Annotated in this window: 22 protein-coding genes and 1 tRNA gene; 9 read left to right on the top strand and 14 right to left on the bottom strand. The window is 44.1% G+C overall.

Annotation, left to right across the window (positions count from 1 at the left end; all coding sequences use genetic code 11):
• Window positions 1–14 precede the first annotated feature (14 nt).
• Window positions 15–1,001 carry an AAA family ATPase gene (locus BS617_RS05105; RefSeq protein WP_075171807.1) on the bottom strand — a complete coding sequence of 329 codons (987 nt, stop codon included), beginning with the start codon at window positions 999–1,001 and terminating at the stop codon, window positions 15–17.
• 333 nt (window positions 1,002–1,334) lie between these two features.
• On the opposite strand from BS617_RS05105, the gene BS617_RS05100 reads away from it, so the two are divergent.
• Window positions 1,335–2,747: an alanine/glycine:cation symporter family protein gene (locus tag BS617_RS05100; RefSeq protein ID WP_075171806.1), complete on the top strand. Its 1,413-nt coding sequence runs from the start codon at window positions 1,335–1,337 to the stop codon at window positions 2,745–2,747.
• 100 nt (window positions 2,748–2,847) lie between these two features.
• Here the strand turns inward: BS617_RS05100 and fghA are convergent, their stop codons facing one another.
• Window positions 2,848–3,684 carry an S-formylglutathione hydrolase gene (gene fghA / locus BS617_RS05095; protein ID WP_075171805.1) on the bottom strand — a complete coding sequence of 279 codons (837 nt, stop codon included), beginning with the start codon at window positions 3,682–3,684 and terminating at the stop codon, window positions 2,848–2,850.
• 59 nt (window positions 3,685–3,743) lie between these two features.
• Window positions 3,744–4,868 (bottom strand): S-(hydroxymethyl)glutathione dehydrogenase/class III alcohol dehydrogenase, encoded by a 1,125-nt coding sequence (locus tag BS617_RS05090; RefSeq protein WP_075171804.1) that lies wholly within the window; start codon window positions 4,866–4,868, stop codon window positions 3,744–3,746.
• 118 nt (window positions 4,869–4,986) lie between these two features.
• On the opposite strand from BS617_RS05090, the gene BS617_RS05085 reads away from it, so the two are divergent.
• Window positions 4,987–5,853, top strand: a complete 867-nt coding sequence (locus BS617_RS05085) for a LysR substrate-binding domain-containing protein (protein ID WP_075171803.1) — start codon at window positions 4,987–4,989, stop codon at window positions 5,851–5,853.
• Between the two features lie 20 nt (window positions 5,854–5,873).
• Here BS617_RS05085 and BS617_RS05080 read toward each other — a convergent pair whose 3' ends face one another.
• From BS617_RS05080 to BS617_RS05055, 6 genes are all read right to left on the bottom strand, one after another.
• Window positions 5,874–6,206, bottom strand: coding sequence for a DOPA 4,5-dioxygenase family protein (locus BS617_RS05080; RefSeq protein ID WP_075171802.1), 333 nt, complete (start codon window positions 6,204–6,206; stop codon window positions 5,874–5,876).
• Window positions 6,207–6,232: 26 nt separating this feature from the next.
• Window positions 6,233–7,801, bottom strand: coding sequence for a GGDEF domain-containing protein (locus tag BS617_RS05075; RefSeq protein WP_075171801.1), 1,569 nt, complete (start codon window positions 7,799–7,801; stop codon window positions 6,233–6,235).
• Between the two features lie 330 nt (window positions 7,802–8,131).
• Complete coding sequence (locus tag BS617_RS05070) at window positions 8,132–8,881, bottom strand: anti-sigma factor (protein WP_075171800.1); 750 nt, start codon at window positions 8,879–8,881, stop codon at window positions 8,132–8,134.
• Entirely contained in the window at window positions 8,878–9,447 is a 570-nt protein-coding gene (locus tag BS617_RS05065) for a sigma-70 family RNA polymerase sigma factor (RefSeq protein ID WP_212667406.1), read from the bottom strand. Before BS617_RS05065 ends, BS617_RS05070 begins: the two co-directional genes overlap by 4 nt.
• 116 nt (window positions 9,448–9,563) lie before the next feature.
• A complete protein-coding gene (locus BS617_RS05060; RefSeq protein ID WP_075171798.1) occupies window positions 9,564–10,115 on the bottom strand; it encodes a DUF3455 domain-containing protein in 552 nt (183 codons plus the stop codon).
• A gap of 202 nt (window positions 10,116–10,317) precedes the next feature.
• Window positions 10,318–11,229, bottom strand: coding sequence for a sensor domain-containing diguanylate cyclase (locus BS617_RS05055; RefSeq protein WP_075171797.1), 912 nt, complete (start codon window positions 11,227–11,229; stop codon window positions 10,318–10,320).
• 285 nt (window positions 11,230–11,514) lie between these two features.
• Here BS617_RS05055 and BS617_RS05050 point away from each other — a divergent pair, with 285 nt between their 5' ends.
• The 4 genes from BS617_RS05050 to BS617_RS05035 all read left to right on the top strand — a co-directional run bounded on the left by BS617_RS05050 (window position 11,515) and on the right by BS617_RS05035 (window position 13,988).
• Window positions 11,515–11,793 carry a BufA1 family periplasmic bufferin-type metallophore gene (locus BS617_RS05050; RefSeq protein ID WP_075171796.1) on the top strand — a complete coding sequence of 93 codons (279 nt, stop codon included), beginning with the start codon at window positions 11,515–11,517 and terminating at the stop codon, window positions 11,791–11,793.
• Window positions 11,794–11,802: 9 nt separating this feature from the next.
• Complete coding sequence (gene bufB, locus BS617_RS05045) at window positions 11,803–12,726, top strand: MNIO family bufferin maturase (protein WP_083609933.1); 924 nt, start codon at window positions 11,803–11,805, stop codon at window positions 12,724–12,726.
• The gene (locus tag BS617_RS05040; RefSeq protein ID WP_075171795.1) at window positions 12,710–13,453 is read left to right on the top strand and encodes an HvfC/BufC N-terminal domain-containing protein; all 744 of its coding nucleotides are present in this window, start codon (window positions 12,710–12,712) and stop codon (window positions 13,451–13,453) included. Before bufB ends, BS617_RS05040 begins: the two co-directional genes overlap by 17 nt.
• Before the next feature lie 64 nt (window positions 13,454–13,517).
• Window positions 13,518–13,988, top strand: coding sequence for a DoxX family protein (locus BS617_RS05035; protein WP_075171794.1), 471 nt, complete (start codon window positions 13,518–13,520; stop codon window positions 13,986–13,988).
• Between the two features lie 17 nt (window positions 13,989–14,005).
• Here the strand turns inward: BS617_RS05035 and BS617_RS05030 are convergent, their stop codons facing one another.
• The 4 genes from BS617_RS05030 to BS617_RS05015 all read right to left on the bottom strand — a co-directional run bounded on the left by BS617_RS05030 (window position 14,006) and on the right by BS617_RS05015 (window position 17,970).
• On the bottom strand, window positions 14,006–15,634 hold the full coding sequence (locus tag BS617_RS05030; protein WP_075171793.1) for a methyl-accepting chemotaxis protein: 1,629 nt from the start codon (window positions 15,632–15,634) through the stop codon (window positions 14,006–14,008).
• 197 nt (window positions 15,635–15,831) lie between these two features.
• Window positions 15,832–15,908, bottom strand: a tRNA-Val gene (locus tag BS617_RS05025).
• Between the two features lie 65 nt (window positions 15,909–15,973).
• Window positions 15,974–16,606, bottom strand: a complete 633-nt coding sequence (locus BS617_RS05020) for a response regulator (protein ID WP_075171792.1) — start codon at window positions 16,604–16,606, stop codon at window positions 15,974–15,976.
• 17 nt (window positions 16,607–16,623) lie between these two features.
• Window positions 16,624–17,970, bottom strand: a complete 1,347-nt coding sequence (locus BS617_RS05015; RefSeq protein WP_075171791.1) for a cache domain-containing protein — start codon at window positions 17,968–17,970, stop codon at window positions 16,624–16,626.
• A 305-nt stretch (window positions 17,971–18,275) separates the two neighbouring features.
• On the opposite strand from BS617_RS05015, the gene BS617_RS05010 reads away from it, so the two are divergent.
• A complete protein-coding gene (locus tag BS617_RS05010; RefSeq protein WP_075171790.1) occupies window positions 18,276–18,725 on the top strand; it encodes a hypothetical protein in 450 nt (149 codons plus the stop codon).
• Between the two features lie 26 nt (window positions 18,726–18,751).
• On the opposite strand, the gene uvrB is transcribed toward BS617_RS05010, so the two are convergent.
• Window positions 18,752–20,767 carry an excinuclease ABC subunit UvrB gene (gene uvrB / locus BS617_RS05005; RefSeq protein WP_075171789.1) on the bottom strand — a complete coding sequence of 672 codons (2,016 nt, stop codon included), beginning with the start codon at window positions 20,765–20,767 and terminating at the stop codon, window positions 18,752–18,754.
• 256 nt (window positions 20,768–21,023) lie between these two features.
• Between uvrB and BS617_RS05000 the strand changes: the two genes are divergently transcribed.
• Together BS617_RS05000 and BS617_RS04995 are read left to right on the top strand one after the other, a co-directional pair.
• The gene (locus BS617_RS05000) at window positions 21,024–22,211 is read left to right on the top strand and encodes a pyridoxal phosphate-dependent aminotransferase (RefSeq protein WP_075171788.1); all 1,188 of its coding nucleotides are present in this window, start codon (window positions 21,024–21,026) and stop codon (window positions 22,209–22,211) included.
• Between the two features lie 256 nt (window positions 22,212–22,467).
• Window positions 22,468–23,784 (top strand): TolC family outer membrane protein, encoded by a 1,317-nt coding sequence (locus tag BS617_RS04995; protein WP_075171787.1) that lies wholly within the window; start codon window positions 22,468–22,470, stop codon window positions 23,782–23,784.
• The last annotated feature ends 1 nt before the right edge of the window (window position 23,785 follow it).

The raw sequence follows: 23,785 nt of genomic DNA, 5'->3' as shown, positions 1-23,785 counted from the left end.
TGCAAAAGCGCTTTTTAAGGAACGACGACTCGCTCGATGAGTTGAGCAATTAATTGATCTTTATCTAAGCCATTGGCCTCGGCAATATAACTAATACCAATACGATGACGTAGCACGCTGGGCGCCATTTCTTGAATATCATCTGGCGTTACAAAGTCTCGACCATTGAGCCACGCTTTGGCACGGACCGCCCTATCGAGTGCGATGGTCGCACGCGGACTGGCACCAAAGGTTAGGGTATCTTTTAAATCATCGCCATATAGCTCAGGGGAACGTGTCGCCATGACTAACTCTATTAGATAGTTCTCTAGCCCTTCCGACAAATATACCGACATAACTCCCTGCTTAGCCGCCATCATCGTGGCTTCATCAACAGGAGTAAAAGGCTCACTGGTGGCTTGCTCTACATGCTCATTGCGTACTAATCGCAAAATGGCTTTTTCATCATCAAACGCAGGGTAATCGACACGAATGTGTAACATAAAGCGATCGAGCTGTGCTTCGGGTAGCGGATAAGTACCCTCTTGCTCTAACGGATTTTGTGTCGCCATTACCATGAAGGATCGTGCTAACGGGTAAGTTTTACCTGCCACGGTTACTTGGTGTTCGGCCATGGCTTCGAGCAATGCCGACTGCACTTTGGCAGGAGCTCGGTTGATCTCATCTGCAAGCAGCATATTGCAAAACAACGGGCCTTGGCGAAATTCAAATTCACCACGTTGCGTATTAAAAATTTCAGTTCCGGTGATGTCACTCGGCAACAAATCGGGTGTAAATTGTGCGCGCTTAAAATCACCTTCTAATAAATCACTTAATGCATGTATTGTTCGAGTTTTTGCCAGGCCTGGTGGACCTTCTAACAGGACATGCCCATCGGTTAATAAACCAATCAACAAATGCTCAATTAAACTCTCTTGACCGATAACCTTAGTTTTTAATGCCTCAAATAGTGATACAAGCCGATCCTGAGGTGAACCAAGGGGTCCGACATCTGCTGTCATTTTATACTCCATGCAATCTTGCTGAGTGATTGAACACGTAAAAACGCTTAATGAGTGTCCAAACCAACCACTTAATTGTTAGATAAAAACACCTAAGTCGTTGTTCTGTGACGCTCTATAGATTGCTGCTTTTTTAAAAAATTCAATGCTTACTCATAATTATTAAAAGCCTCACTTCTCTACTCACTTGCCTAAAGCCTTATACATTCTTGCAAACGTTGCTAATTTCTCAGCAAATGTAGCGACAAGGAATGCTTATTGCTGTTATTTATAGTGGACCTAAAAAGAAACAAAATACTTGCCGTATCAAAAAATTTGTCAAGGATGCTATTTATGGACTTTATAATTAACACTCTCAATACGCTCTTTTGGGGCTATATTCTAATTTATGGTTTACTCGCCGTGGGTCTCTTTTTCACCGTCAGGCTTGCCTTTATTCAATTCCGCCACTTACCCGAATTTATTCGCACCATACTTCAACCCTCCAGTAGTGATAGAGGCGGCATATCTCCGTTTCAGGCACTTTGTACTAGTTTAGCCTCGCGCGTAGGCACAGGTAATTTAGCAGGCGTTGCAGTCGCCATCGCTCTGGGTGGGCCTGGTGCTATTTTTTGGATGTGGATAGTCGCCTTAGTCGGAATGGCCACCGCTTATGCCGAAAGTACCTTGGCGCAGTTATTTAAAACCCGAGATGAGGATGGTCAGCTTCGCGGCGGGCCAGCCTTCTATATTGCTAAAGGTCTTAACGCACCCTGGGCAGGGTCTTTGTTCTCTGTTGCTCTCATTATTGCCTTCGGTTTAGTGTTCAACGCCGTCCAAGCTAACTCGATTGCGGGTGCTATGGAAGGGGCTTTTGGTGCGCCTAAAATGGGTGTGGGCATTGTCGTTGCACTATTAGCGGGCGTCGTTATCTTTGGCGGAATCCAAAAAGTTGCCAAAGTATCAGCGGTTATCGTCCCCATCATGGCTGGCCTTTATCTGCTGCTCGCCATCTATGTGGTTATTATGAATATTACAGAAGTACCCGGTGTTCTTGCTTTAATCGTAAAAAGCGCCTTTGGCTTTGAAGAAGCTGTCGGCGGCGTGGCCGGGGCTATGTTAAACGGCATTAAACGTGGTTTGTTCTCCAACGAAGCCGGTATGGGTTCTGCACCGAACATTGCAGCCGTTGCCGTACCAAACCCACACCACCCATCATCACAAGGCATGGTACAAGGGCTAGGTGTATTCATTGATACCATCGTTATTTGTACAGCAACCGCTGTAATGATTTTACTATCAGGTGTCATGGAGGGCGGCACAGAGTTATCCGGTGTACCCTTAACGCAAGCGGCATTGGGTGAACATATAGGAGCGGCCGGTATTTATTTTATAGCCATTGCCATCTTCTTCTTTGCCTTTACCTCAATAATCGGTAATTACACCTATGCCGAAAATGCGATGGTGTTTTTAAAAGGGGGTCACGTAGGCATAGCCGCATTGAGGATCTGTGCATTACTTATGGTTGTCTGGGGCGCTTATGAAAGCGTTGCCACTGTATTTAATTTTGCGGATGCCGCGATGGGCTTAATGGCGACTATTAACCTAATCGCTATCTGCTTACTGTCTGGGTTAGTGGTTAAACTCACCAAGGACTACTTCGAACAGCGTAAAAGCAGTAGCTCACCTGTCTTCGATTCTAATGACTATCCTGAAATGAAAGGCAAGATAGATGAAAGCATTTGGGATGAGCATAAACCTAAATAACCGTTAATATCCCTTAAATAGTAGAGCGCAATGGGCAAACCAAAGCGCTCTTTTTTACCAACTACTATCTATGCTAAGTATTACCTATGCAAAGTATTACCTATGCAAAGTATTTAGCATGAAAACGAACATGCTCTTCAATAAAGCTCGCAATAAAATAATAGCTATGATCATAGCCTTCATGACGGCGCAATTGTAACGGATAACCGCTTTCATGTGCCGACCTGACTAGGGCTTCCGGTTTAAGCTGACTTTCTAAAAAGTCATCTGCCTCGCCTTGATCAACAAGCGCTGGTACATGCTCGGTTGCCTTGCGCATCAATTCACTAGCATCATACTCACGCCAAGCCTCTTGGTTTTTTCCAAGATAGGCAGCAAATGCTTTCTGCCCCCAAGGGCAATCAACAGGATTAGTGATCGGGCTAAATGCCGACACTGACGTATAGCGTTGCGGATTACGCAGCGCTATGGTTAAAGCGCCGTGGCCTCCCATTGAATGCCCAGCAATTGCACGCTGATCAGTCACAGGAAAGTGTGCTTCTATTAACGCAGGGAGTTCATCAACAATGTAGTCATACATCTGATAGTGTCGCTGCCAAGGTTGTTCAGTTGCATTCACATAAAAGCCCGCTCCTTTACCTAGGTCATACCCGTCATCATCGGCGACCGCCTCTCCTCGGGGGCTAGTATCTGGTGCGACGATAACCACGCCTAACTCAGCAGCGATACGCTGAGCTCCAGCCTTTTGCATGAAGTTTTCATCAGTACAAGTTAGGCCCGAAAGCCAATAAATGACCGGTACTCGATGTACTGTACTTGCTTGAGGTGGCAAATATATAGCAAAACGCATTGTACAGTTGAGTACGGCTGATTGATGCGAATATTGCTTATGCCAACCACCAAAGCTTTTATTACAGCTTAGATTTTCAATTGTCATAACCTTGTCTCCTAACCACTTACTCAGTAAGTGGTTTTATGGATTCTGATAGCGCTCGCTTAGTAATGGATAACCGTGCGGATGCTTTTACCTTCGTGCATTAAGTCAAAGGCTTCATTGATACCCTCTAGAGCCATGGTATGCGTAATAAAATCGTCTAGCTTAAATTCACCCGCCAGATAGCGTTCTACATAATCCGGTAATTCGGAACGACCTTTAACTCCACCAAAGGCGGTACCACGCCAAACACGACCTGTTACCAACTGGAATGGACGTGTCGAGATTTCTTGACCAGCACCGGCTACACCAATGATGACCGACTCGCCCCACCCTTTATGGCAGCACTCTAATGCTGAGCGCATTACATTCACGTTACCAATACATTCAAATGAGAAATCCACACCACCATCTGTCAATTCAACAATGACTTCCTGAATCGGTTTGTCATACTCTTTCGGGTTGATGCAATCAGTGGCGCCTAGCTTGCGGGCTAAATCAAACTTACTCTCATTAATATCGATCGCTATAATACGACTCGCTTTTGCCATGGCAGCACCGATAACCGCCGACAAACCAATTCCGCCTAACCCAAATACAGCAACCGTATCGCCTTCTTTAACTTTAGCGGTGTTCATAACCGCTCCCATGCCCGTTGTTACACCACAACCGAGCAAGCAAATTTCCTCTAAAGGTGCCGTTTTATTCACCTTAGCCAGCGAAATTTCAGGTAAAACCGTGTACTCAGAGAACGTAGAACATCCCATGTAGTGGTATACGGGTTTACCATCGACCGAGAAACGAGTAGTCCCGTCAGGCATCAAGCCTTTACCTTGCGTTTCGCGGATTTTTTGACACAAGTTAGTTTTACCCGAGGTACAGAATTTACACTCACCGCATTCAGGCGTGTACAGCGGAATAACATGGTCGCCAACAGCAACACTGGTTACGCCTTCACCCACTGATTCCACAATACCACCGCCTTCGTGGCCTAAAATCGCAGGGAAGATACCTTCTGGATCTTCTCCAGATAAAGTAAACGCATCAGTGTGACAAACACCCGTGGCTACGATACGAACACGTACCTCACCTTTTTGTGGTGGCATCACCTCTACATTCTCAATGGAAAGTGGCTCTTTTGGCCCCCAAGCTACAGCCGCTTTACACGTAATTACTCCGTTCGTCATGCTCACACCTCATTTACAACACTGTTATTAGATAGATGACTTCAATAGAACCATTGTAGTTGTTTCTGTGATGCTTATAATCAGCCAAATAACAATTCACCTTTACGAGATAGTAATAATGAACCCATGGGAAGGAGTATCTGAGTTCGCAGCCGTAGTTGAATCGGGTTCCTTTACCGCCGCTGCATATCAACTGGGAATATCAACAGCGCAAGTCAGCCGCCAAGTGAGCGCCCTCGAAAGCCGGTTATCCAGCAAGCTCCTTTACCGAACTACTCGTAAAGTCACGGTGACAGAAGCAGGACAAATCTATTATCAACATTGCCGTCCTGTTTTAGATGGACTTAAAGAAGCAGAGCAAGCGCTTAATAGCCTGCAAAGCTCCCCGCGAGGACGCCTCAAAATCACTGCACCGGGGACCTACGGCGAAAGTAAAATCGCACCACTGATCAATGACTTTTTAACACTTCATCCTGATTTACAAATAGAGTGTGTTTTTACTAACCAACGAATTGATTTGGTTGAAGGTGGCTATGATTTAGCTATCCGCGTAGGCCATTTAGCAGATTCAAGCATGATGGCCACTCGGATCACTTCGCGTCACTTGCATGTGTGTGCAACACCTAGTTACCTAAAACGTTATGGTGAACCACATTCGCTTTCTGAACTTAAACATCATAATTGCTTACAAGGTACGCTGGATTACTGGCGCTTTGAAGTTAACGCCAAAGAACAAACTATACGCATATCAGGCAACTTACGTTGTAATAGTGGGCAATCATTATTAGACGCGGCACTTAAAAGTATAGGTTTAGTACAACTGCCAGACTATTACCTGCAGGCCGCCATTAACAATAAACAGCTGATTCCTTTGTTGCAGAATTACGAACCCAAGGACGAGGGAGTTTGGGCGTTATATCCCCATAATAGACACTTATCACCTAAAGTAAGGATGCTAGTGGATTACTTAAAAGAAAAACTATGAAAGCGAGCCTCAGATTAGGCTTATAGAAACTGATCTAACTTAAGCGGGCGAACTTTACCCATCCAGATTGCCGCATCACGGTGCTCTTGAAGCGCATTACCGGTCAGTGGATGAATAAACAGAACGAGCGCTTTACGATTGAGTGCAAGCCACCCCATTACCTCCCCCATCATTGCAGTAGGAATCGTTAACTGGCAACTCCAATCAGGATGCGGCCCAACCGGTTTTTGGTGCATGCGTCCCATTTTAATAGCTGGAAATAACGCTACAGCCGATTCACAAAGTTGTTTGGCAAGAGGCATCGATTCAGCATCGTAATAAACATGGGCATGGTAATAATGAATACTAGTCATGCTACAACCTTCATGTAATGAATACGTTAATTTTTAGAAAGCTCAGCAGGGTCCTTAGGGTCAGATGAAGGAGTATCACTGTAGGCATAACCGTTCTTCCCTTCTCTTTTAACGCCATACATAGCCCTGTCTGCTTGGTCGAGAAGTGACTCAAAGCTACTTCCATTATCAGGGTAAAAAGACACCCCTAAGCTCGCACTGATGTTAATAACTTGGTCATCAATTGCTAGCGGGCGAGAAGCATTCGTTATTACTTTTGAAGCAACCTCCGTCACATCTTCTTTGTCTTTAAGACCTTCCACCATAATCAAGAACTCGTCTCCGCCAATTCGACAAACGGTATCGGCCGCTCTAACACTGCTTGCTATACGGCGCGCAATCTCAATTAATAGTTTGTCGCCATAACTGTGTCCATGGTTATCATTTACCGATTTAAAACCATCTAGATCAACAAACATCAACGCAATTTTAGTGTGATTTCGCTTCGCCAAAGCCAGTGCATGTTGCCAACGGTCTAAACACAAACTTTTTAGAGACAACCCCGTTAAACTATCATGCATGGCCAAATGGCGTATTTTAGCTTCCGCTTCTTTTAATTCAGTAATGTTCTCTTTAATAGCAATGTAATGTGTGGTTTCACCGTTACGTTGTTTAACAGGTGATATGGAAGCTATTTCCCAATACAACTCTCCATTTTTCTTGCGATTATAGAACTCACCGCGCCACGTTTTCCCGGCTTTTAGTTCGCGCCATAATTGCTCGTACACTTCTGGCTTTGTTTGATCTGACTGAATAATAGAAGGCGTTTGGCCAAGCACTTCATCAACCGAATAACCGGTCAATTGCTCAAAAGCTCGATTTACATATTCGATCTTACCGGCTGCGTCAGTAATAATTATTGATGAGGCGGCCTGTTTAGCCCCTTGAGATAGAATGCGATATTGGCTTTGCAATGCGTCATGCGACATTAAACTAAACCCTAGAGCACTGCCTCCTAATACAAATATCCCCATCAGTATCGTCCAGGCATGAATACCCGACGTTTCCATAAAGGGTAAATCGCTTTGACCGGACAGCGCCAAGTAAATGCGAACAGACGAGCTTAAAGCAAAACCAAAATAAACAAGAGCAACCATTCTTGCAGACCATTGCCATTGAGGTTTAGCCGGTACTAGTAGATTAAAAACAATAGACAGACTGAATGTGAAGTAGACCGTCGAAATACCTAACACCCGAGCTGAGACATTGGGATCAACGTACGTAAAATACAGAAAGTAGATCACAAAAAAGACTGGCAAAGCCCACTCAATATGAGCATACATAGGCCTGCGGGTAAACACCCTCACGCCTTTGAGTACGTACAAAGACGTGAGGGCAAATAGAAGATTACCTAGCACAATAGAAATTAAATCAGGTACAACTCCGCGCAAGGACACGAGGATGCCAGCCAAAAATGAGCACCCAATACCAAACGCAATATAACCCATACCATTTTTATAAGGTTGGGACTTCCAAAGTGCTAGTAGTGTTATTGTCGCACTGAAACCGACAATCGCCAGTATGGCATGTAACGTTCTTATATCGAGTTCAGGCATAGGCTCATATTAGAGAAAACAAACTGGGATCAAGGTTAATACTCTAATGAGCCCCAGCGTTTTTACTGTTCGAAAAAATACGCACCGATCAAAGAGCTAAATTAGTCTGAAATTGATGAGTACACTTATACGCCATCACATAATTACTGGCATCATTATGTTTTGAACATACCTGATTATGTATCATCAATCGATGGCGTTACTAATGTAAACGCCAGAAAATAACCTTAAGTATAACGATCGATCAAATTCGCTGAACAACAAAATACAGCATTCAGTACATAAAAGTACTTATCCATCAGTTAGGACTCAACAGGCATTACTTCATAACTAAAAAGTAACCACACCTCGCCCTATAGATTTAATTGGACCGGTAGGTAGCCCCGTAGGTGATCCTGTTTCCTCTTCAAGCGTGAGTTCAAACAACTGATTTTCAGTTAAAGGTGGTAGCTGGTCGATTGCAATTTTTAATGACTCACCTTTTTTAACTAATCCAAGAGAAATTGGCGCATCCCAGCCTTCCGCTTTCGTCCAAAACTGCAACGCTTTACCTTTAGGTATTTCGATCGCTCCTAATGGCACCAATTGCATCTCATCTGTTTGATTAGTTTGAATCACCCAGCCTGGTGTTTTGTCTTCTGGCGTCACCAATACGGCAATATAAGAAGGATCAGCAACGCTTGGGGCCGACGTTTGCCACTGCAGACCAATAACAAGCGCCAACAAGAGACAAGCCGCTGAACAGCTTCGCCAAATAGTCAGGCTATTCCAAAAATCTCTCATACCACCCATTGACTTGGCTGTAGTCGCTTTGGCGGCCAGCGCGTCTTGTGCATCCAAACTACGCTCTATTCTCGCGGCCAAAAACGGTGAAGCTGGTATAGGCTCTAACTGATCCGTAATCGATAAAAAATGTTCTTGCCACTGATGCACGGCACGCTGTAATTCAGGTTGACGTGCCATTTGTTCTTCAAAGTCATGGCGCTCCTGAAGACTAAGCGTGCCTAAAACATACTGCCCCGCTAAGGAATCATCTGTGTCAGGGAGGTCGCCTTTGCCAGAATGCGGATGTTGTTTCATTGTAAACACTCCTTCAAAGCATTAAGGCTACGTTTAATCCAAGACTTAACGGTACCTAGTGGTTTATTGAGCAAGGTTGCGATCTCATCTTGTGTGTAACCATCTACATAGGCATGCAAAATACAGAGCTTTGGCTCAGGTGCTAAATGATCTATGCAAGTGTACAGCGCCGCTTGGGTACGGCAGTCAGCCGCCAACTCAGAAAACTCATCAATATGCTCTGCTGCTAAAGAATTGTTATCACACAGATCTAGAAGAAAATCAGGTTCAGCTAACACCTGACGCTGACTGTACTTAAGAGCATTTAACGCTAGGTTTCGGGCTAGTGTGTAAATCCAACCACGCGCAGAACCAAGCTCCTTGCTGTAACTTGCGGCATTATTCCAAATTTTTATAAATGCATCATGCACGATGTCTTCAGCTAAAGAGCGGTTTTGTAAAATCCGCATAACAACAGCGAGCAGCCGTGGTGATTCTTGTTCATAGAGCTGCACTAAAGCGCGTCGGTTACCTGACGCGCAGCTAATTAGCGCACCTTCATAATCAAAATCCATTGGTGAGGTCACGCTGAGCGCTCCGTAATTAAAAAGCCCAGTGTACAAAACTGGGCTTTTTAAGTCATTAAAGACATAGGCTTACAGAGCGCATTCTATAAACCTAAGCCATTTATAACGATTCTAGATTATTTAGCTTTCCAGAACAGGTAGTCCCCCGAATAGTTAACGACAACCTTGTGACCAATCAAATCAGTTGTACAACCTGATTCAGGAGCAGCACCGCCGTTTAAATTGATACGCTGAACATAAGTAACACCTTCTAAAGCACCTGGGCGTTCGGACTTATTCGCTTGAACTAATTGCATAGGAATACTGCCCTTAGCAGACGGTGACACGGCTAACTGGGTGCCTGTTATCGATGAGCCATCCACGGACTCCCACGTTGCTGGTGGTCCAAAATAAGACACTAGTTGATTGCCTTTTTTATCGCTCAAGATAGCGCGAGGGCCTGCAAATGCCCATTTAGCTTTTTCGGCATTATCTGCATCAGTTTTACATTCCCATGTAATATTACCTTCAGCCTTGGTGTACATAGCTACCATGTTACCTGCGGGAACTTGCACTTCTTTAGGTAGTTTGTCCTGAGAGAAACTTCCGGCATGAGACTGCATAGCAACCGCTACAAGCACGGAGGCTACTGAAATTTGAAGGCCTTTAACACTCAATTGCTTATTCATTGTTGTTTCCCTATTTGATTAAATTTTCAATTCAAAACAGTCAATGTCTTACTGTTAATAGGTACAACAATTGAGCGATACGTTTGGATGCAAAAAAAATAAATTATTTTTTCAGCGATGATCTTCTGGTCAGGAAAACGACTTTTTGTTACCAATAATGATGCATTAAATACCGTTAAGCAGCATTGTTGTTTTTTGTCTTTTACCCTTCGATACGATTACGTCCATTTTCTTTAGCTTTATACAGCATGGCGTCTGCCCGACTGATCAACTCACTTTCACATTTGCCTGTTTCAGGCCTCATTTCAGCGATACCAATACTGGCAGTAAGGTAGTTGCCCGATGAGAGATTCGGGTCCAAATCGTTCAATGCAGTGACTTGCAGCAAAAGCCTATCTGCGATGAGTTTAATTTGCTCTAGAGTGGTGTCACCACAGACCAAGGCAAACTCTTCCCCTCCATAACGCGCACAAATATCGCCGGGGCGATTTGCGACAGCTTTAAGCACCTTAGCCACATCGATTAGACACTTATCACCGAACTGGTGGCCAAACTTATCATTAAGCACTTTAAAGTTATCTAGGTCGATTATGGCGAGGCTAATAGGCTGACTAAGCCGGTGACACCGCCGCCATTCTTCATGCAAAAACTCATCAAAAACTCGACGATTAGCAATACTGGTCAACCCATCTAAATTAGCCAGATTCTTAACCGCCTCCTCAGCCAACTTTCTTTCAGTAATGTTTTGGTGGGAAATAACAAAGAAGCTTTCTTGGTTTACTTCAAACGGTGTGACACGCATCATAAACCATCGCTTCTCTTGGGGACTATGGCATGGGTACTCGAAATAGAAAATGGCATCCTCTTTGGCTATCACACGACGTATGCCTTCCCCTGCTTTGAGTCCAAAGTCATCTCCCATCTGTGCAGCCGCGTCACAGACCTCAATATAATTGACTCCATCCCAGCTATCATTAATGTCACAATCATTATTTTTACCAAACGCTGTCCAACTACGATTAGCAAATCTGATATTCCCTGCTTTATCGATAACTACGATATGCTCTGTGACCGAGTCCAGAATCATATTTAAAAATTCGCTCGAAAGCTCCATCTCATCTTCGCTTTTAGTAGTAATAATTGTTAGTAACAGCCGTCTCTTCAAAAAAGCAGTATAAAGCACTAAACCCAAGACATCTCGCAGGTGCTGCCTACAAGAAGGTCTCAAGGGTCTTCACATAACCTATAACTAAAAACAGTGTCGCACAAAAAAATAAACACAAAAATTCTGAACTATACTTTCAAATAAGATACATACAAAGAGTAGTTAATGCTCTAAAACGCACACTGGCACTGCTGCCACAGTGAGAGATAAAACCTAAATAGATAAGGATTGACCATGAAAAACTCAAAATCGACGCTAGCCCTAGCACTTGGTACAGCCGTTGCTATTTCTTCTGCGGTATCAGTTCCTGCTCACGCTGAAGGTAAAGAAAAATGTTATGGCGTAGCATTGGCAGGTCAAAATGATTGCGCTGCGGGCCCTGGAACGTCTTGCGCTGGCACCTCTAAAACTGACTACCAAGCTAACGCATGGAAACTTGTTCCTGAAGGCACTTGCGTTGAAATGGAATCAAAAACATCACCGACAGGGTTTGGTCAACTAAAAGCATTCTAAGAAACATATATGTCTCTTATTCAAGTCCCATCAACGCTCTGGCAAAACGAGAATCCCCCTTCTTCCCGTTTTGTGGAGCGTTTTTTATCGTTAACGGGCATTAGCCTTAAGCCAGCTTACTACCAAGCCATATTGGATACTCGACCATCGGTTGGTTTTTTTGAAATACATGCCGAAAACTACCTAAGCAAAGGTGGACCAGCACTTCATTACTTAAGACAGATTCGCGAACACTACCCTATAACCGTGCATGGCGTGGGATTATCAATAGGCGGAGAATCCCCAATCAACACGGCACACTTGGAAAGAATCTCACATTTAATTAATGAAATTGAGCCACCCGTTTTCTCAGAACATCTGGCATGGTCCTCCCACGACAATACGTTTTTAAATGACCTGCTCCCTGTAGCCTACGATGAACTAACGCTAAGAAGAGTGTGCGAGCACATTGATCAGATTCAATCTTTATTAAAACGCCGTGTACTCATCGAAAATCCGTCGACTTATTTTGAATTTAATCGTAGCGAAATGAGCGAAACCGATTTTTTACGAGAAATGAGCCACCGCACAGGCTGCGGACTTTTATTAGACGTTAATAATGTTGAGGTTTCTTGCTTCAACCACCAACAAGACCCCTATGAGTACTTAAATTCATTCCCTACCGATAAAGTAGGCCAGATACATTTAGCGGGGCACTCAAGCGACGAAAACGCCATTGTACCGTTAAAAATAGACAGTCATGATCAGCCCGTCTCACCCGATGTTTGGTCTCTTTATCAGCACACCTTAACTTTAGTGGGCGATTGCCCCACGCTCATTGAAAGAGACGGTAACATCCCCCCTCTAGCGACGTTACTAGAAGAAGCAAACCAAGCAAATAGTTTACGGCAGCCAATACAATCGACGGAGACGAGCCGTGAACTCATTGTTTAAAACCTCACTGCTGACAAGTGATGCTCGGTTCCTCACAGAGATTAAAGCGCCATCAGAACCTGAAAAAGACACAAGATTTAATGTATATCGCAATAATGTGATCGTCTCGTTAATCGATGCATTGGAAGATATATTTCCTGTAACGCTATCGGTGGTAGGTGAAGATTTTTTTCGCGCTGTTGCCCGTCTTTATGTAGTAGATAACCCACCAACGTCACCCGTTATTAGTGAATATGGCGGCGGGTTTTCTGATTTTGTTCGCCGTTTCGAGCCAGCCAACCGCTTACCATACTTAGCAGACCTTTTAGCACTTGAGCACTCAATGCTTGTGCTCACTCACAACGAAGAATTTAGCACCTTGGATCAAGAAGCCGTTGCCCAAGTATTTTCCAACACCCAAGACCCTGACGCTTTGCAGCTATCTATTCCGCCCACATCGCAAATTTTAGCCTCTCCGTTTGCGATTGGCTCCTTATACCTAGCGCACGTAAACAAAGAGACGTCATTACTGCATCGGCTAGATATCAACCAAAACGAATATTTACTGCTAGTAAAATCTCACCTCTATGCACAGCTTCATGTTATTCAAGAAGAGGAGGCAGTGTTCATTAAAAATTTAATGCACCAAAAAAAATTAGAAGCCGCTATTCCACCATCAGAGACTTTCGATTTAGCGCAGACACTCGCCAAATTAATTGAGTGGAAAATCATAACCCACATCAAATAGCACGACTTCGACCGACAGTAATAACAATGAAAAACAGCCAAGGGGCACAATAGAGGAAGTAACCATGTTGACTTTTATCAATGAGAAAAGCGAAGAAATATTCCGAAAAATACCCGAGTCGCTTATTCTATTTATCTCACGCTTTGCTATTGCGGCTGTTTTTTGGAAATCCGGACAAACAAAAATTGAGGGGTTTTCTCTTGATATTATTGCGATGAAAGCGCAACTCGGTTGGCCCAAATTGGCTGAAACGACCGGCTTTCTGTTTGAGTATGAATACAACTTGCCTCTTATTCCACCTATGCTCGCTGCTATGCTCGCAACGATAGCTGAGCACCTATTACCCATTCTTATTCTCAGCGGTCTTTTTACTCGCCTTGCTGCATTTGGCATCGTTGTGATGACACTAGTCATCCAGATCTTTGTTTATCCAGACGCTTATCCAACCCATGCAACTTGGTTGGCTGTTGCAATGCTACTGATGTATAGAGGCGCTGGCGTTTTCTCGGTTGATCATTGGTTAGCTAAACGCTAACCAATGCCATAAAACATTTACTGTGGAAGTGTAAATGTAGATGTTGCTTGTTTCGTTTGCTCCGCCGCTCCAGTTAAAGCGTCCGTAAGTGATGTTAAACGCAATGAGGTTTGATTGTTATTAACGCTCACTTCAACAATTTTGGTTATTCGAAGCGCTATATCATTCGCTTCTAAAGACTGTTGCTGTGCAAGGCCTGATAGGCCATCCAAACTTTTAAGCGACTCTTGTGAGTCCTTTTCAAGGCGCGTTAACGGTTCCACTACGTTTTCTATTTGTGTCACACCATGGCGCATACGTTCTTGTCCTTGTTCCATTTCGTCGGAAACCTGAACCGATAAATTAGTCATGGATGTAATGACCGCATCAATAGATTCGGTGACTTCAGCCGTATTTCTTGCAAGGTTTCTGACCTCATCCGCAACCACGGCAAAACCCCGACCGCTTTCGCCTGCACGCGCCGCCTCAATAGATGCGTTTAGTGCTAACAAATTAGTCTGATCGGCAATATTTCGTATATTGTTAACAAACTCAAGCACGGTTGTAGCGCTTTCTTTTAACTTAGCTACCGACAAAGACGTTTCTTCAACGTAAGTCGCTATCTCTGTGATATCTGTTGCCGCTGCATTAATAATTTCTTTGCCGTGCTTAGCTAGGTCATGCGCGGCTTCTGCTTGATTACGCGAAACAGTGACATGTTCCGCCATATTAGTAACACCACTGGATAACTCTTTTACCGAGCTCTGTATCTCATTCGCCATAAACTCTTGTTTTTCAGAGCCTTGTTGAACACCACTCACACTGCTACGGATATTCCCAACAGCATCAACAACTGTCCGTGCGCTCAAATCAATTTTCTCGATAACGCCCGCCAAACTCATACGCATACTTTGTAAGCTGGCAACTAACTGCCCTATTTCACCTTTTGGCTTAATCTCAATATTCTGTGACAAATCACCTTTTGCCATACGGTCTAGGAAATCAGCAACTCGGCTCAACGGATTAACAATACTACGTGTAATTAACAACGCCATAGCGGCACCAATGAGTAGAGCCAAGATCCCCACCCCAGTAATCATCCAAATTGCTACTTCTGAATCTGATAAAACCTGCTGCTGGCGATCCTGCATCATACCTCGCTCGCTACCAGCAAGGGCTTTGGTTTGATTTAAAAAAGTTTGTAGTTCATTACGTGTCGGCCCCGCCATTTGTTTTTTTGCATCGTCTAACTCGCCAAACTCCAATGCTTCAACTGTCGATTGCAGAGCTGCCTGATAAACACCACGCTGAGCCTTTAACGCCTCAACAGCCACTTTATTTTTTTCTGAGGTAACTAAACCCGCCATTGTTTCTAACGAAACATCCATATTGCGATTACGCTCATCTATCTCTTTATAAATCGCTACTCGCGCTTCCCGCTCTTCTAGAACAAACAGCAACAACAACCGGCTAGCAAGGCTTTCTGCATTTACATTGAGTTCACCAGTTAGCTCAACCAAAGCCGCATTTTCATCGACAATGCCTCGAATATTGTCCGAGAGCGACTGAAAACGTACCGCCGAAAGCGCAATTACAACCAGCAAAAACACTAGTAAAACGAAATAACTTGCCGTCAAGCGACCTCGAATTGTTCCAAAATCCAGCATTAGCTATCCCCTAAATCACGTAGTAGATGACGCTCAAGTTAACGGCAAGAGTCGCGTTTTTTAAAACTCTGATAATGGGTTAACGGCTTAAACGTAGCAGGACTTTAGGATCTTATGGGTACAAAGAGGATAAACAGAATGAGCAAAACTGATCAAAAAATTAGATTTTGCTATGGGTATTAACTGAGAAGGAATTTTGGTAGGACTAAGCAGATTCGAACTGCTGACCTCTACCATGTCAAGGTAGCGCTCTAACCAACTGAGCTATAGTCCTAAAAGGTGTGCGTATTATAAAGATGTTAACGGCCGGTGCAAGTGTCCAAAGCGACTTTTTTCACTTTATATCATATTGTTTTCAATCGCGTATTTTGCAAGCCCTGCCGCCGTCTGAATGTTGAGCTTTTGTTTGATATTTTGGCGGTGGGTCTCCACGGTGCGGACGGAGATATCTAAACGTCTGGCTATTTCTTTATTAGAATCTCCCTCGGCTAAATGCTTAAGCACCGTCTTTTCTCGCTTGGTCAACTCTTGCCTTTGGATATCTGTATGTCGGCCATGCTCAAACTGTTTCATTAACGTTTCGGATGCTTTTGAGCTGAAATACGTTCCGCCTTGGTTAACAATTTCAATAGCCGTGACTAGCTCTTCAGAGGGTACATCTTTTAATACGTAGCCTGCAGCCCCTGACTGAATTAGTTGTAGAATGTATTCGCGATTTTCGTGCATTGACAATATCAGTACGCGATAATCAGGAAAGCGACGTTTTAATTCTCGTGTTGCCTCTAAGCCGTTCATCACGGGCATGGTCACATCCATCAGCACCACATCCGGTGTAAGTGCTTCTGCTAACTCTAACGCTTCTAATCCATTATTCGCTTGGCCGACTACTTCGATTCCTGCCACATTAGAAAGGCATGCATTGATTCCTTCTAATACAAGTGGGTGATCATCAACTAGCAATACACGAATCATCGGTTTTCCTGTTTTTATTAAGATAAGGGTAGTTTAACGCGTAATTGAGTACCGCGCCCTATTTCAGATGTAATAGCAAACTCACCACTAAGCAGTTCGATACGATCATGCATATTTCGGATACCAATTCCGGCCTGCTGACTGGCTTTAGTAATATCAAAGCCATCCCCATTGTCTGATAGTTTGAGCACAATCTGGCTTCCATGAAGTGATGTTTTTAATCTCACTTCATCCGCTCCCGAATGCTTTTCTACATTACATAAGGCTTCCTGAATAACTCGGTACAGCGTAATTTCGATATCATCCGGTAAACGCTCAACAGGGAGCCCTAGCTCAGCTTCAACGGTTATACCGGTTCTGGCCTCATATTCATCGAGCAAGCTTTTTAGTGCAGATTTGAGCCCTAAATCATCTAATAAACTAGGGCGTAGGTCATGAGAAAGGCGTCTTACTTCCTTGATGGCTTGGTTTAATACCTCCATGCCTTTTGATAGATCCTGGGAAGCGGTTAGATCTCCTTTCTTTATTTTATTGGCTGCCAGTTCAATTCTAAACTTCACTGAAACAATTAACTGATTAATTCCATCGTGGAGTTCTCGAGCAAAACGCCGGCGCTGACTCACTTGAAACTGGACGGATTTATGCGCCAATTGACGCAAACGGCCGTCTGCTAATCGCCCTTCATGTAAGTTTATGGCCACCCCAATAGCGATGATAATGACAGCCGATGCGGCAGTTAGCACAACAACCGTAAAAAAGCTGTTACGAATATTAATTGTTACTTGTTGGCGTACTCGCGATATTTCTTTAGCGATGTCATCAACATATAAACCCGTACCTAGAATCCATCCCCATTTCGGTAGCTCAACAACATAACCTAGCTTATCTTCCTCATCGCCTAACGAGGGCTTTCTCCAAGTATAGCGATGATAACCGCCACCTTGTTTTGCCACGTTAAGTAAAGACGCAATGACCAGGTCTCCGGCGCCATCTCGTAAAGTAAGAAGCGGCTGTCCAACTAGTTCCGGTTGAGCGGGATGGACTAGATTAACGCCTTCGCCATCGTAAACAAAAAAGTAGCCGTCTTCGCCAAAAGTTAAGGAGTGAAGTATACGCTTTACCTCTGACTGTGCCGCCTCTTGAGTCAACGATTCATCATTAATTACTTGGCTAATAGCTGTTAACCCCAGCTCCACATAGTTTTTTAATTCGTTTCGCTTGGATGTCAGCAAATTTTGTTCAAACGTTTGTATTTCAAGCTCAGATAAGGTTTGAGCCTGATTTACATTAATCAAAGTGATGGTAGCCGTGACTAACAGCAAAGGAAGTAGCGCAAGCGTTAGAATTTTTAGTTTTAAAGACATGTTTACTGGGCAACTTTTGTTTTAAACAAAGCCTATCCTGCACGACAAAAGCAGCGGTTTCTAGCTAAAACTTACGCCATCAGTACTACTTAGTACTTAAAAATACGTACTTTTACTGATTTTTGGCGCTTTTTACAGTCAGGTTCGGTTAAGCAAGGCTGGCCTTCAATATGTTTAAAAGTTGAGCGACATGCGTAATAATTATTGTGCAACGCAAAAAATCAATTATGATGCTTATAAGAGACAAACAGAGATTTTAGTTCTAATATGAAATCATTAGTCGGTACCACAGTAGGTAATCTTTGATGACCTTTGATGTAGACCAAGGGTATATCCGCCACCCAACTGATATACCCGCCAAAATTGCGCTCTGCTCTGATTATGGTGTAAGCCGCAATACTTGTAGCGAATCAGGCGTGGTTGGTATAAGCATCGTTACCCATGAATTCTTCTCCATCGACACAGCTCTTGATATTACTATATCCATTAGTGACCCAGCTTTCACGGCCTCAGGGCATGTCGCTTGGTGTATTCCTGACCGTAACGGCCACTATCGCACAGGCATTGTTTTTGATGACCCCGAAACAGCCTACGGTGTGAGAATGATCGAACAAATTTGTTATATTGAGCAATATCGCCAACAAATTCAAAAGCAAGAAGGCCGCACATTAAGTCAAGCCGATGCCGCTGAAGAATGGATTAGTCGTTTTGCTAAAGACTTCCCCAGCTTCAGCTTGACGACACCAGCTGTTTAACGAGAAGCGGACGCTGCATCGTAAACTTACATTGCAGCGTGCTTTAGTTTCTCAAGTTCGTCACGATAATGCCCTGCTAACTCAAACTCTAAGTTTTTAGCCGCCTCATACATCTTGTCTTCGAGCTGACTCATCGCCTTAACTAACTCTTTTGGTGAGAGCGCGGATGCATCGACACTATAGTCAGCGGCCTGATCAGCCACTTTTTTCGCTGTTCGTGCGGCTTTACGCCCCGGAATAGTAGTAGCACCTTCCATAATGTCAGCCACAGACTTAATAATGCCTTTAGGCGTAATGCCATGTTCTTCATTGTAGGCTGTTTGTTTTTTACGTCGGCGATCGGTTTCTTCAATGGCTCGCGACATAGACCCCGTAATTCGGTCTGCATAAAGTACAGCACGGCCATTAACGTTACGTGCTGCCCGTCCGATCGTTTGTATTAGAGCAGTATCAGAACGAAGAAAACCTTCTTTATCAGCATCTAATATGGCAACTAGGCCAACCTCAGGCATATCAATACCTTCCCTTAGAAGGTTAATACCCACTAAGACATCAAACACGCCAATACGTAAGTCCCTAATAATTTCTACCCGTTCAACCGTATCAATATCAGAGTGCAAATAACGTACTTTTACGCCGTGTTCTGCGAGATACTCGGATAAATCTTCAGCCATCCGCTTAGTCAACACAGTAGCAATAATTCGCTGATCTAGCTTGGTGACTAGGTTAATTTCAGATAGCAAATCATCAACTTGTGTACTTGCTGGGCGAACTTCTACTATGGGGTCAACTAACCCTGTAGGCCTAACAACCTGCTCAGCTATTTGCTGAGCATTCGCCGCTTCATATTTACTCGGTGTAGCCGAAACAAAAATCATCTGCGGTGCCAATTGCTCCCATTCTTCAAAACGCAATGGGCGGTTATCTAATGCAGACGGTAACCGAAAGCCGTATTCAACCAGCGTTTCTTTACGAGAACGGTCACCTTTATACATGGCGCCTAACTGCGGAACCGTTACATGCGACTCATCAATAACGACCAAAGCATTATCTGGTAAATAGTCAAACAAGGTTGGCGGTGCAGCGCCTGGATCACGCCCCGATAGGTAACGAGAGTAGTTCTCTATCCCTGAGCAATAGCCAAGCTCCATAATCATTTCCATGTCATACATGGTGCGCTGTTCAAGGCGCTGCAGTTCTACCAACTTATTAGCTTCACGCAATTGGACTAAGCGCTCATGCAGCTCTTCTTTTATTTTGTCTACAGCGCCTAGCAGTACATCACGCGGGGTAACATAATGAGTCTTAGGGTAAATGGTCGCGCGCGGCACTTTACGTAGAACTTCTCCGGTCAACGGATCAAAGTAACTCAGTTGTTCGACTTCATCGTCAAACAGCTCGATTCGAACCGCTTCTCGCTCTGACTCGGCCGGAAACACATCAATCACATCACCACGCACACGGTATGTTCCTCGGTGCAGCTCAATATCATTTCGTGTGTATTGCAGCTCTGCCAAACGCCTCAGGATTTGTCGCTGATCGGCCTTATCGCCGCGATCTAAATGCAACATCATTGAAAGGTAAGACTGTGGATCACCTAACCCGTAGATAGACGAAACCGTTGCCACAATAATGGCATCGTCGCGTTCTAGTAGAGCCTTTGTAGCGGAAAGACGCATTTGTTCAATATGCTCATTGACCGAGGCGTCTTTATCAATAAAGGTATCCGAAGAAGGGACATAGGCCTCAGGTTGGTAGTAATCGTAATAAGATACAAAATACTCCACTGCATTATCAGGAAAGAACTCTTTAAACTCACCATATAACTGAGCAGCCAATGTTTTGTTATGTGCTAACACTATGGTTGGACGCTGCACTTCGGCAATTACGTTCGCTATCGTGAATGTTTTCCCTGAGCCGGTAACTCCTAACAAGGTTTGTGCTGCTAAACCCGCATTGAGTCCATCGACAAGCGTTTTAATAGCAGTAGGTTGATCCCCTGAAGGGGCGAACGGAGAATTGACGCGAAAACGTGATTTCATAGTGTACTTATATCTCTCTTTCTGACCAACAACAAACGCAATCCCCTAGTATAACCTGCCATTAGCAGCGAGTCCTGCCTACTCAGACAAGGACATGTATAGAGATCCCATGAAAAATAGGAAAATTACGTGATTTTATTTCGTTTTTTACTAACTTTTAACCTAATAGCATTCAGTGTGTCATACGAATCCGATATACTTTGGTTGCTAAAAAATAGCGTCTCTCAGCTTATATAATTTCATAGAGGACTATGAATTGGACGTTCTACTTTCAGACCGCGTAAACAGTATCAAACCCTCCCCTACTCTTGCCGTGACTAATCGCGCTGCCGAACTGCGTGCCGAGGGTAAGGATATTATTGGCTTAGGTGCAGGCGAGCCTGACTTTGACACACCTGATCACATTAAAAATGCAGCTATTGAAGCCCTTAATAACGGTTTTACTAAGTACACAGCTGTTGACGGTACACCGGGTCTGAAAAAAGCCATTATTAATAAATTTCAGAACGAGAACGGCCTAAGCTACCAAGCTAACCAAATTTTGGTTTCTTGCGGGGGCAAACAAAGCTTTTTCAATTTATCACTGGCCCTGTTAAATGAAGGCGACGAAGTCATTATTCCTGCCCCTTACTGGGTGTCTTACCCCGACATGGTGCTAGTGGCTGACGGCAAACCCGTCATTATCACCACTACGCAAGAGCAGCGCTTCAAAATTACACCTGAGCAATTAGAAGAGGCTATTACACCTCGCACTCGATTAGTTGTCTTAAACAGCCCATCGAACCCAACTGGCGTTGCTTACTCGCTAAGTGAGCTAAAAGCCTTGGGTGAAGTGTTAGCTAAATACCCCGATGTCTTAATCGCTACTGATGATATGTACGAACATATCCGCTTTAACGATGAGCCGTTTGTAAATATTTTAAATGCATGCCCAAACCTTTATGACCGCACTATCGTATTAAACGGCGTATCTAAAGCTTTTTCTATGACAGGTTGGCGTATTGGATATGCGGCAGGGCCGGCCAAACTTATTGGCGCGATGAAGAAGATTCAATCGCAAAGCACATCAAACCCGACTTCAATCTCTCAAGTTGCATCTCAGGCAGCTTTAGAAGGCGGAAACGATTGTGTAAAAGACATGGTTATTGCGTTTAAAGAGCGTCACAATTACGTTGTAGCAGCCCTTAACGAGATCAAGGGGGTTGAATGTATCCCCGCTGATGGCACCTTTTATGCTTTCCCTAGTTTTCAACACGTTATTGATAACGATGACCGTTTCAATAACGACATTGAGCTGGCCGAATTCTTGTTAGGCGAAGCCGGAGTTGCTCTAGTACCGGGATCCGCATTTGGCGCTGCAGGTAATATGCGATTATCCTTTGCTACCAGCATGGATGTACTTAAAGATGCTATTGCACGCATTAAAAAAGCACTAGAAAGCTAAGCTATGTTTAGCAATATCAAAGCCGAGCAATATGTTCGGCTTTTTTATTTCTTAGATGGCTTTTTACACCGTATCTTCAATTATGCCTATCAATTAAAACATACCCTAATCGCAACAAATTGCTGCAAATATAAGGCCTTAACAGGGCCTGCAAACATGGTATGCTAACAGCCATTCGATTTTGCATAACAACGACGGATGTGACGCTAATCTATTACAAAATAGGCACTGCGCACTCGGTTAAAGGATTCCACTTATGAAACCTGTCGCTGCTCTACTTCGTTACGCCGCTGCGAGCTGTTTACTTGGCACCTCACTATCAAGCTCCGCTGCCGCGCTAGAAGAAATATATCAGAAAGCGTTATACAACGACGCTCAACTAAAAGTTGCCGAAGCCACACTACGCTCCAACCAAGAAATACTCCCTCAGGCCAAAGCAGCACTACTACCAAGCATTAACGGCACGGCAGATACAACTTATTACAATACGTCCGTTATTAACTATAACAACCATGGCTATTCGGTTAGCTTGGTTCAGCCCGTCTTTTCGGCGGCAAAATGGTTTGCCTTCAAGCGCGGCCAAATCCTCGATAAGCAAGCGGCCCTAAGTTTTGATCTTGCACAGCAAAACTTAATTTTACGAGTGGTTAATGGATACCTCACCGTACTCAACGCCAAGAGCAATTTAGAAACAGCTCAAGCACAAGAAAGAGCCATCAAACGTCGATTGGATCAGGTCAATGCACAGTTTGAAGTGGGACTTATTGCCATTACCGATGTGCAAGAAGCCAAAGCCTCTTATGATGCGGCTCGGGTCAGCCTAATTGAATCTAAAGGCGCTCTTGATAACAGTTTTGAAGCACTTGAGCGCATTATTGGCGAACAGGTTACCGATATTGACGAGCTAAGCGAAGATTACCCTATCCAGCAGCCGGAGCCAGCAACACCCGAAGAATGGGTTGATGCAGCACTTGAAAACAATATTGGTTTACAGGTAGCTAGTTTCGGCATCGACGCTAGCCGCCGAGCCGCACAAGCTGCCAAATCTGGTCACCTTCCTACTCTTGATTTCAATGCCACTTATGATCGCGACAATGGCTCCAGCACTCGAGTAGGCTGGGTAGATGGCTGGGTAACTTCAAAAGTGGTTGGCCTGTCATTAAGCGTACCTCTTTTCCAAGGTGGAGCTATCCAATCACAAACGCGCCAGGCCTATGCTGAACTGGATGTCGCACATCACAGTTTTGAAGACACTTACCGCGATGTAAAACAATCTACCCGTAGTTTGCTGCGCGATATTGAAACCAGTGTTTTGAGTGTTTCAGCACGCCGCCAAAGCATCATATCCAGCCAAGCCTCATTAGATGCAACCAGCGAAGGTTTTAATGTAGGGACTCGAAACGTTGTCGATGTTTTAACAGCCGAACAAGCGCTTTATGCCGCTAAACGTGATTATGCAGCGGCCCGTTTTGGCTATATAGCTAACTTGTTTGCATTGAAACAACAAATAGGTAGTCTGAGCCCTGCCGATATCAAAGGGCTAGACGAGTGGTTAATTACTCAACCAGAATAAG

This window comes from Neptunomonas phycophila (genome assembly GCF_001922575.1).
GTDB lineage: Bacteria > Pseudomonadota > Gammaproteobacteria > Pseudomonadales > Balneatricaceae > Neptunomonas > Neptunomonas phycophila.
Note: the sequence above shows the minus strand (reverse complement) of the source record. Positions and strands in the feature narration are given on the sequence as shown.

Bases quoted from the DNA above. Each gene is read 5' to 3' on its own strand.
- BS617_RS05105 (WP_075171807.1), bottom strand. From the start codon at position 1,001: ATGACAGCAGATGTCGGACCCCTTGGTTCACCTCAGGATCGGCTTGTA.
- BS617_RS05100 (WP_075171806.1), top strand. From the start codon at position 1,335: ATGGACTTTATAATTAACACTCTCAATACGCTCTTTTGGGGCTATATT.
- fghA (WP_075171805.1), bottom strand. From the start codon at position 3,684: ATGACAATTGAAAATCTAAGCTGTAATAAAAGCTTTGGTGGTTGGCAT.
- BS617_RS05090 (WP_075171804.1), bottom strand. From the start codon at position 4,868: ATGACGAACGGAGTAATTACGTGTAAAGCGGCTGTAGCTTGGGGGCCA.
- BS617_RS05085 (WP_075171803.1), top strand. From the start codon at position 4,987: ATGAACCCATGGGAAGGAGTATCTGAGTTCGCAGCCGTAGTTGAATCG.
- BS617_RS05080 (WP_075171802.1), bottom strand. From the start codon at position 6,206: ATGACTAGTATTCATTATTACCATGCCCATGTTTATTACGATGCTGAA.
- BS617_RS05075 (WP_075171801.1), bottom strand. From the start codon at position 7,801: ATGCCTGAACTCGATATAAGAACGTTACATGCCATACTGGCGATTGTC.
- BS617_RS05070 (WP_075171800.1), bottom strand. From the start codon at position 8,881: ATGAAACAACATCCGCATTCTGGCAAAGGCGACCTCCCTGACACAGAT.
- BS617_RS05060 (WP_075171798.1), bottom strand. From the start codon at position 10,115: ATGAATAAGCAATTGAGTGTTAAAGGCCTTCAAATTTCAGTAGCCTCC.
- BS617_RS05055 (WP_075171797.1), bottom strand. From the start codon at position 11,229: ATGGAGCTTTCGAGCGAATTTTTAAATATGATTCTGGACTCGGTCACA.
- BS617_RS05050 (WP_075171796.1), top strand. From the start codon at position 11,515: ATGAAAAACTCAAAATCGACGCTAGCCCTAGCACTTGGTACAGCCGTT.
- bufB (WP_083609933.1), top strand. From the start codon at position 11,803: ATGTCTCTTATTCAAGTCCCATCAACGCTCTGGCAAAACGAGAATCCC.
- BS617_RS05035 (WP_075171794.1), top strand. From the start codon at position 13,518: ATGTTGACTTTTATCAATGAGAAAAGCGAAGAAATATTCCGAAAAATA.
- BS617_RS05030 (WP_075171793.1), bottom strand. From the start codon at position 15,634: ATGCTGGATTTTGGAACAATTCGAGGTCGCTTGACGGCAAGTTATTTC.
- BS617_RS05020 (WP_075171792.1), bottom strand. From the start codon at position 16,606: ATGATTCGTGTATTGCTAGTTGATGATCACCCACTTGTATTAGAAGGA.
- BS617_RS05015 (WP_075171791.1), bottom strand. From the start codon at position 17,970: ATGTCTTTAAAACTAAAAATTCTAACGCTTGCGCTACTTCCTTTGCTG.
- BS617_RS05010 (WP_075171790.1), top strand. From the start codon at position 18,276: ATGACCTTTGATGTAGACCAAGGGTATATCCGCCACCCAACTGATATA.
- uvrB (WP_075171789.1), bottom strand. From the start codon at position 20,767: ATGAAATCACGTTTTCGCGTCAATTCTCCGTTCGCCCCTTCAGGGGAT.
- BS617_RS04995 (WP_075171787.1), top strand. From the start codon at position 22,468: ATGAAACCTGTCGCTGCTCTACTTCGTTACGCCGCTGCGAGCTGTTTA.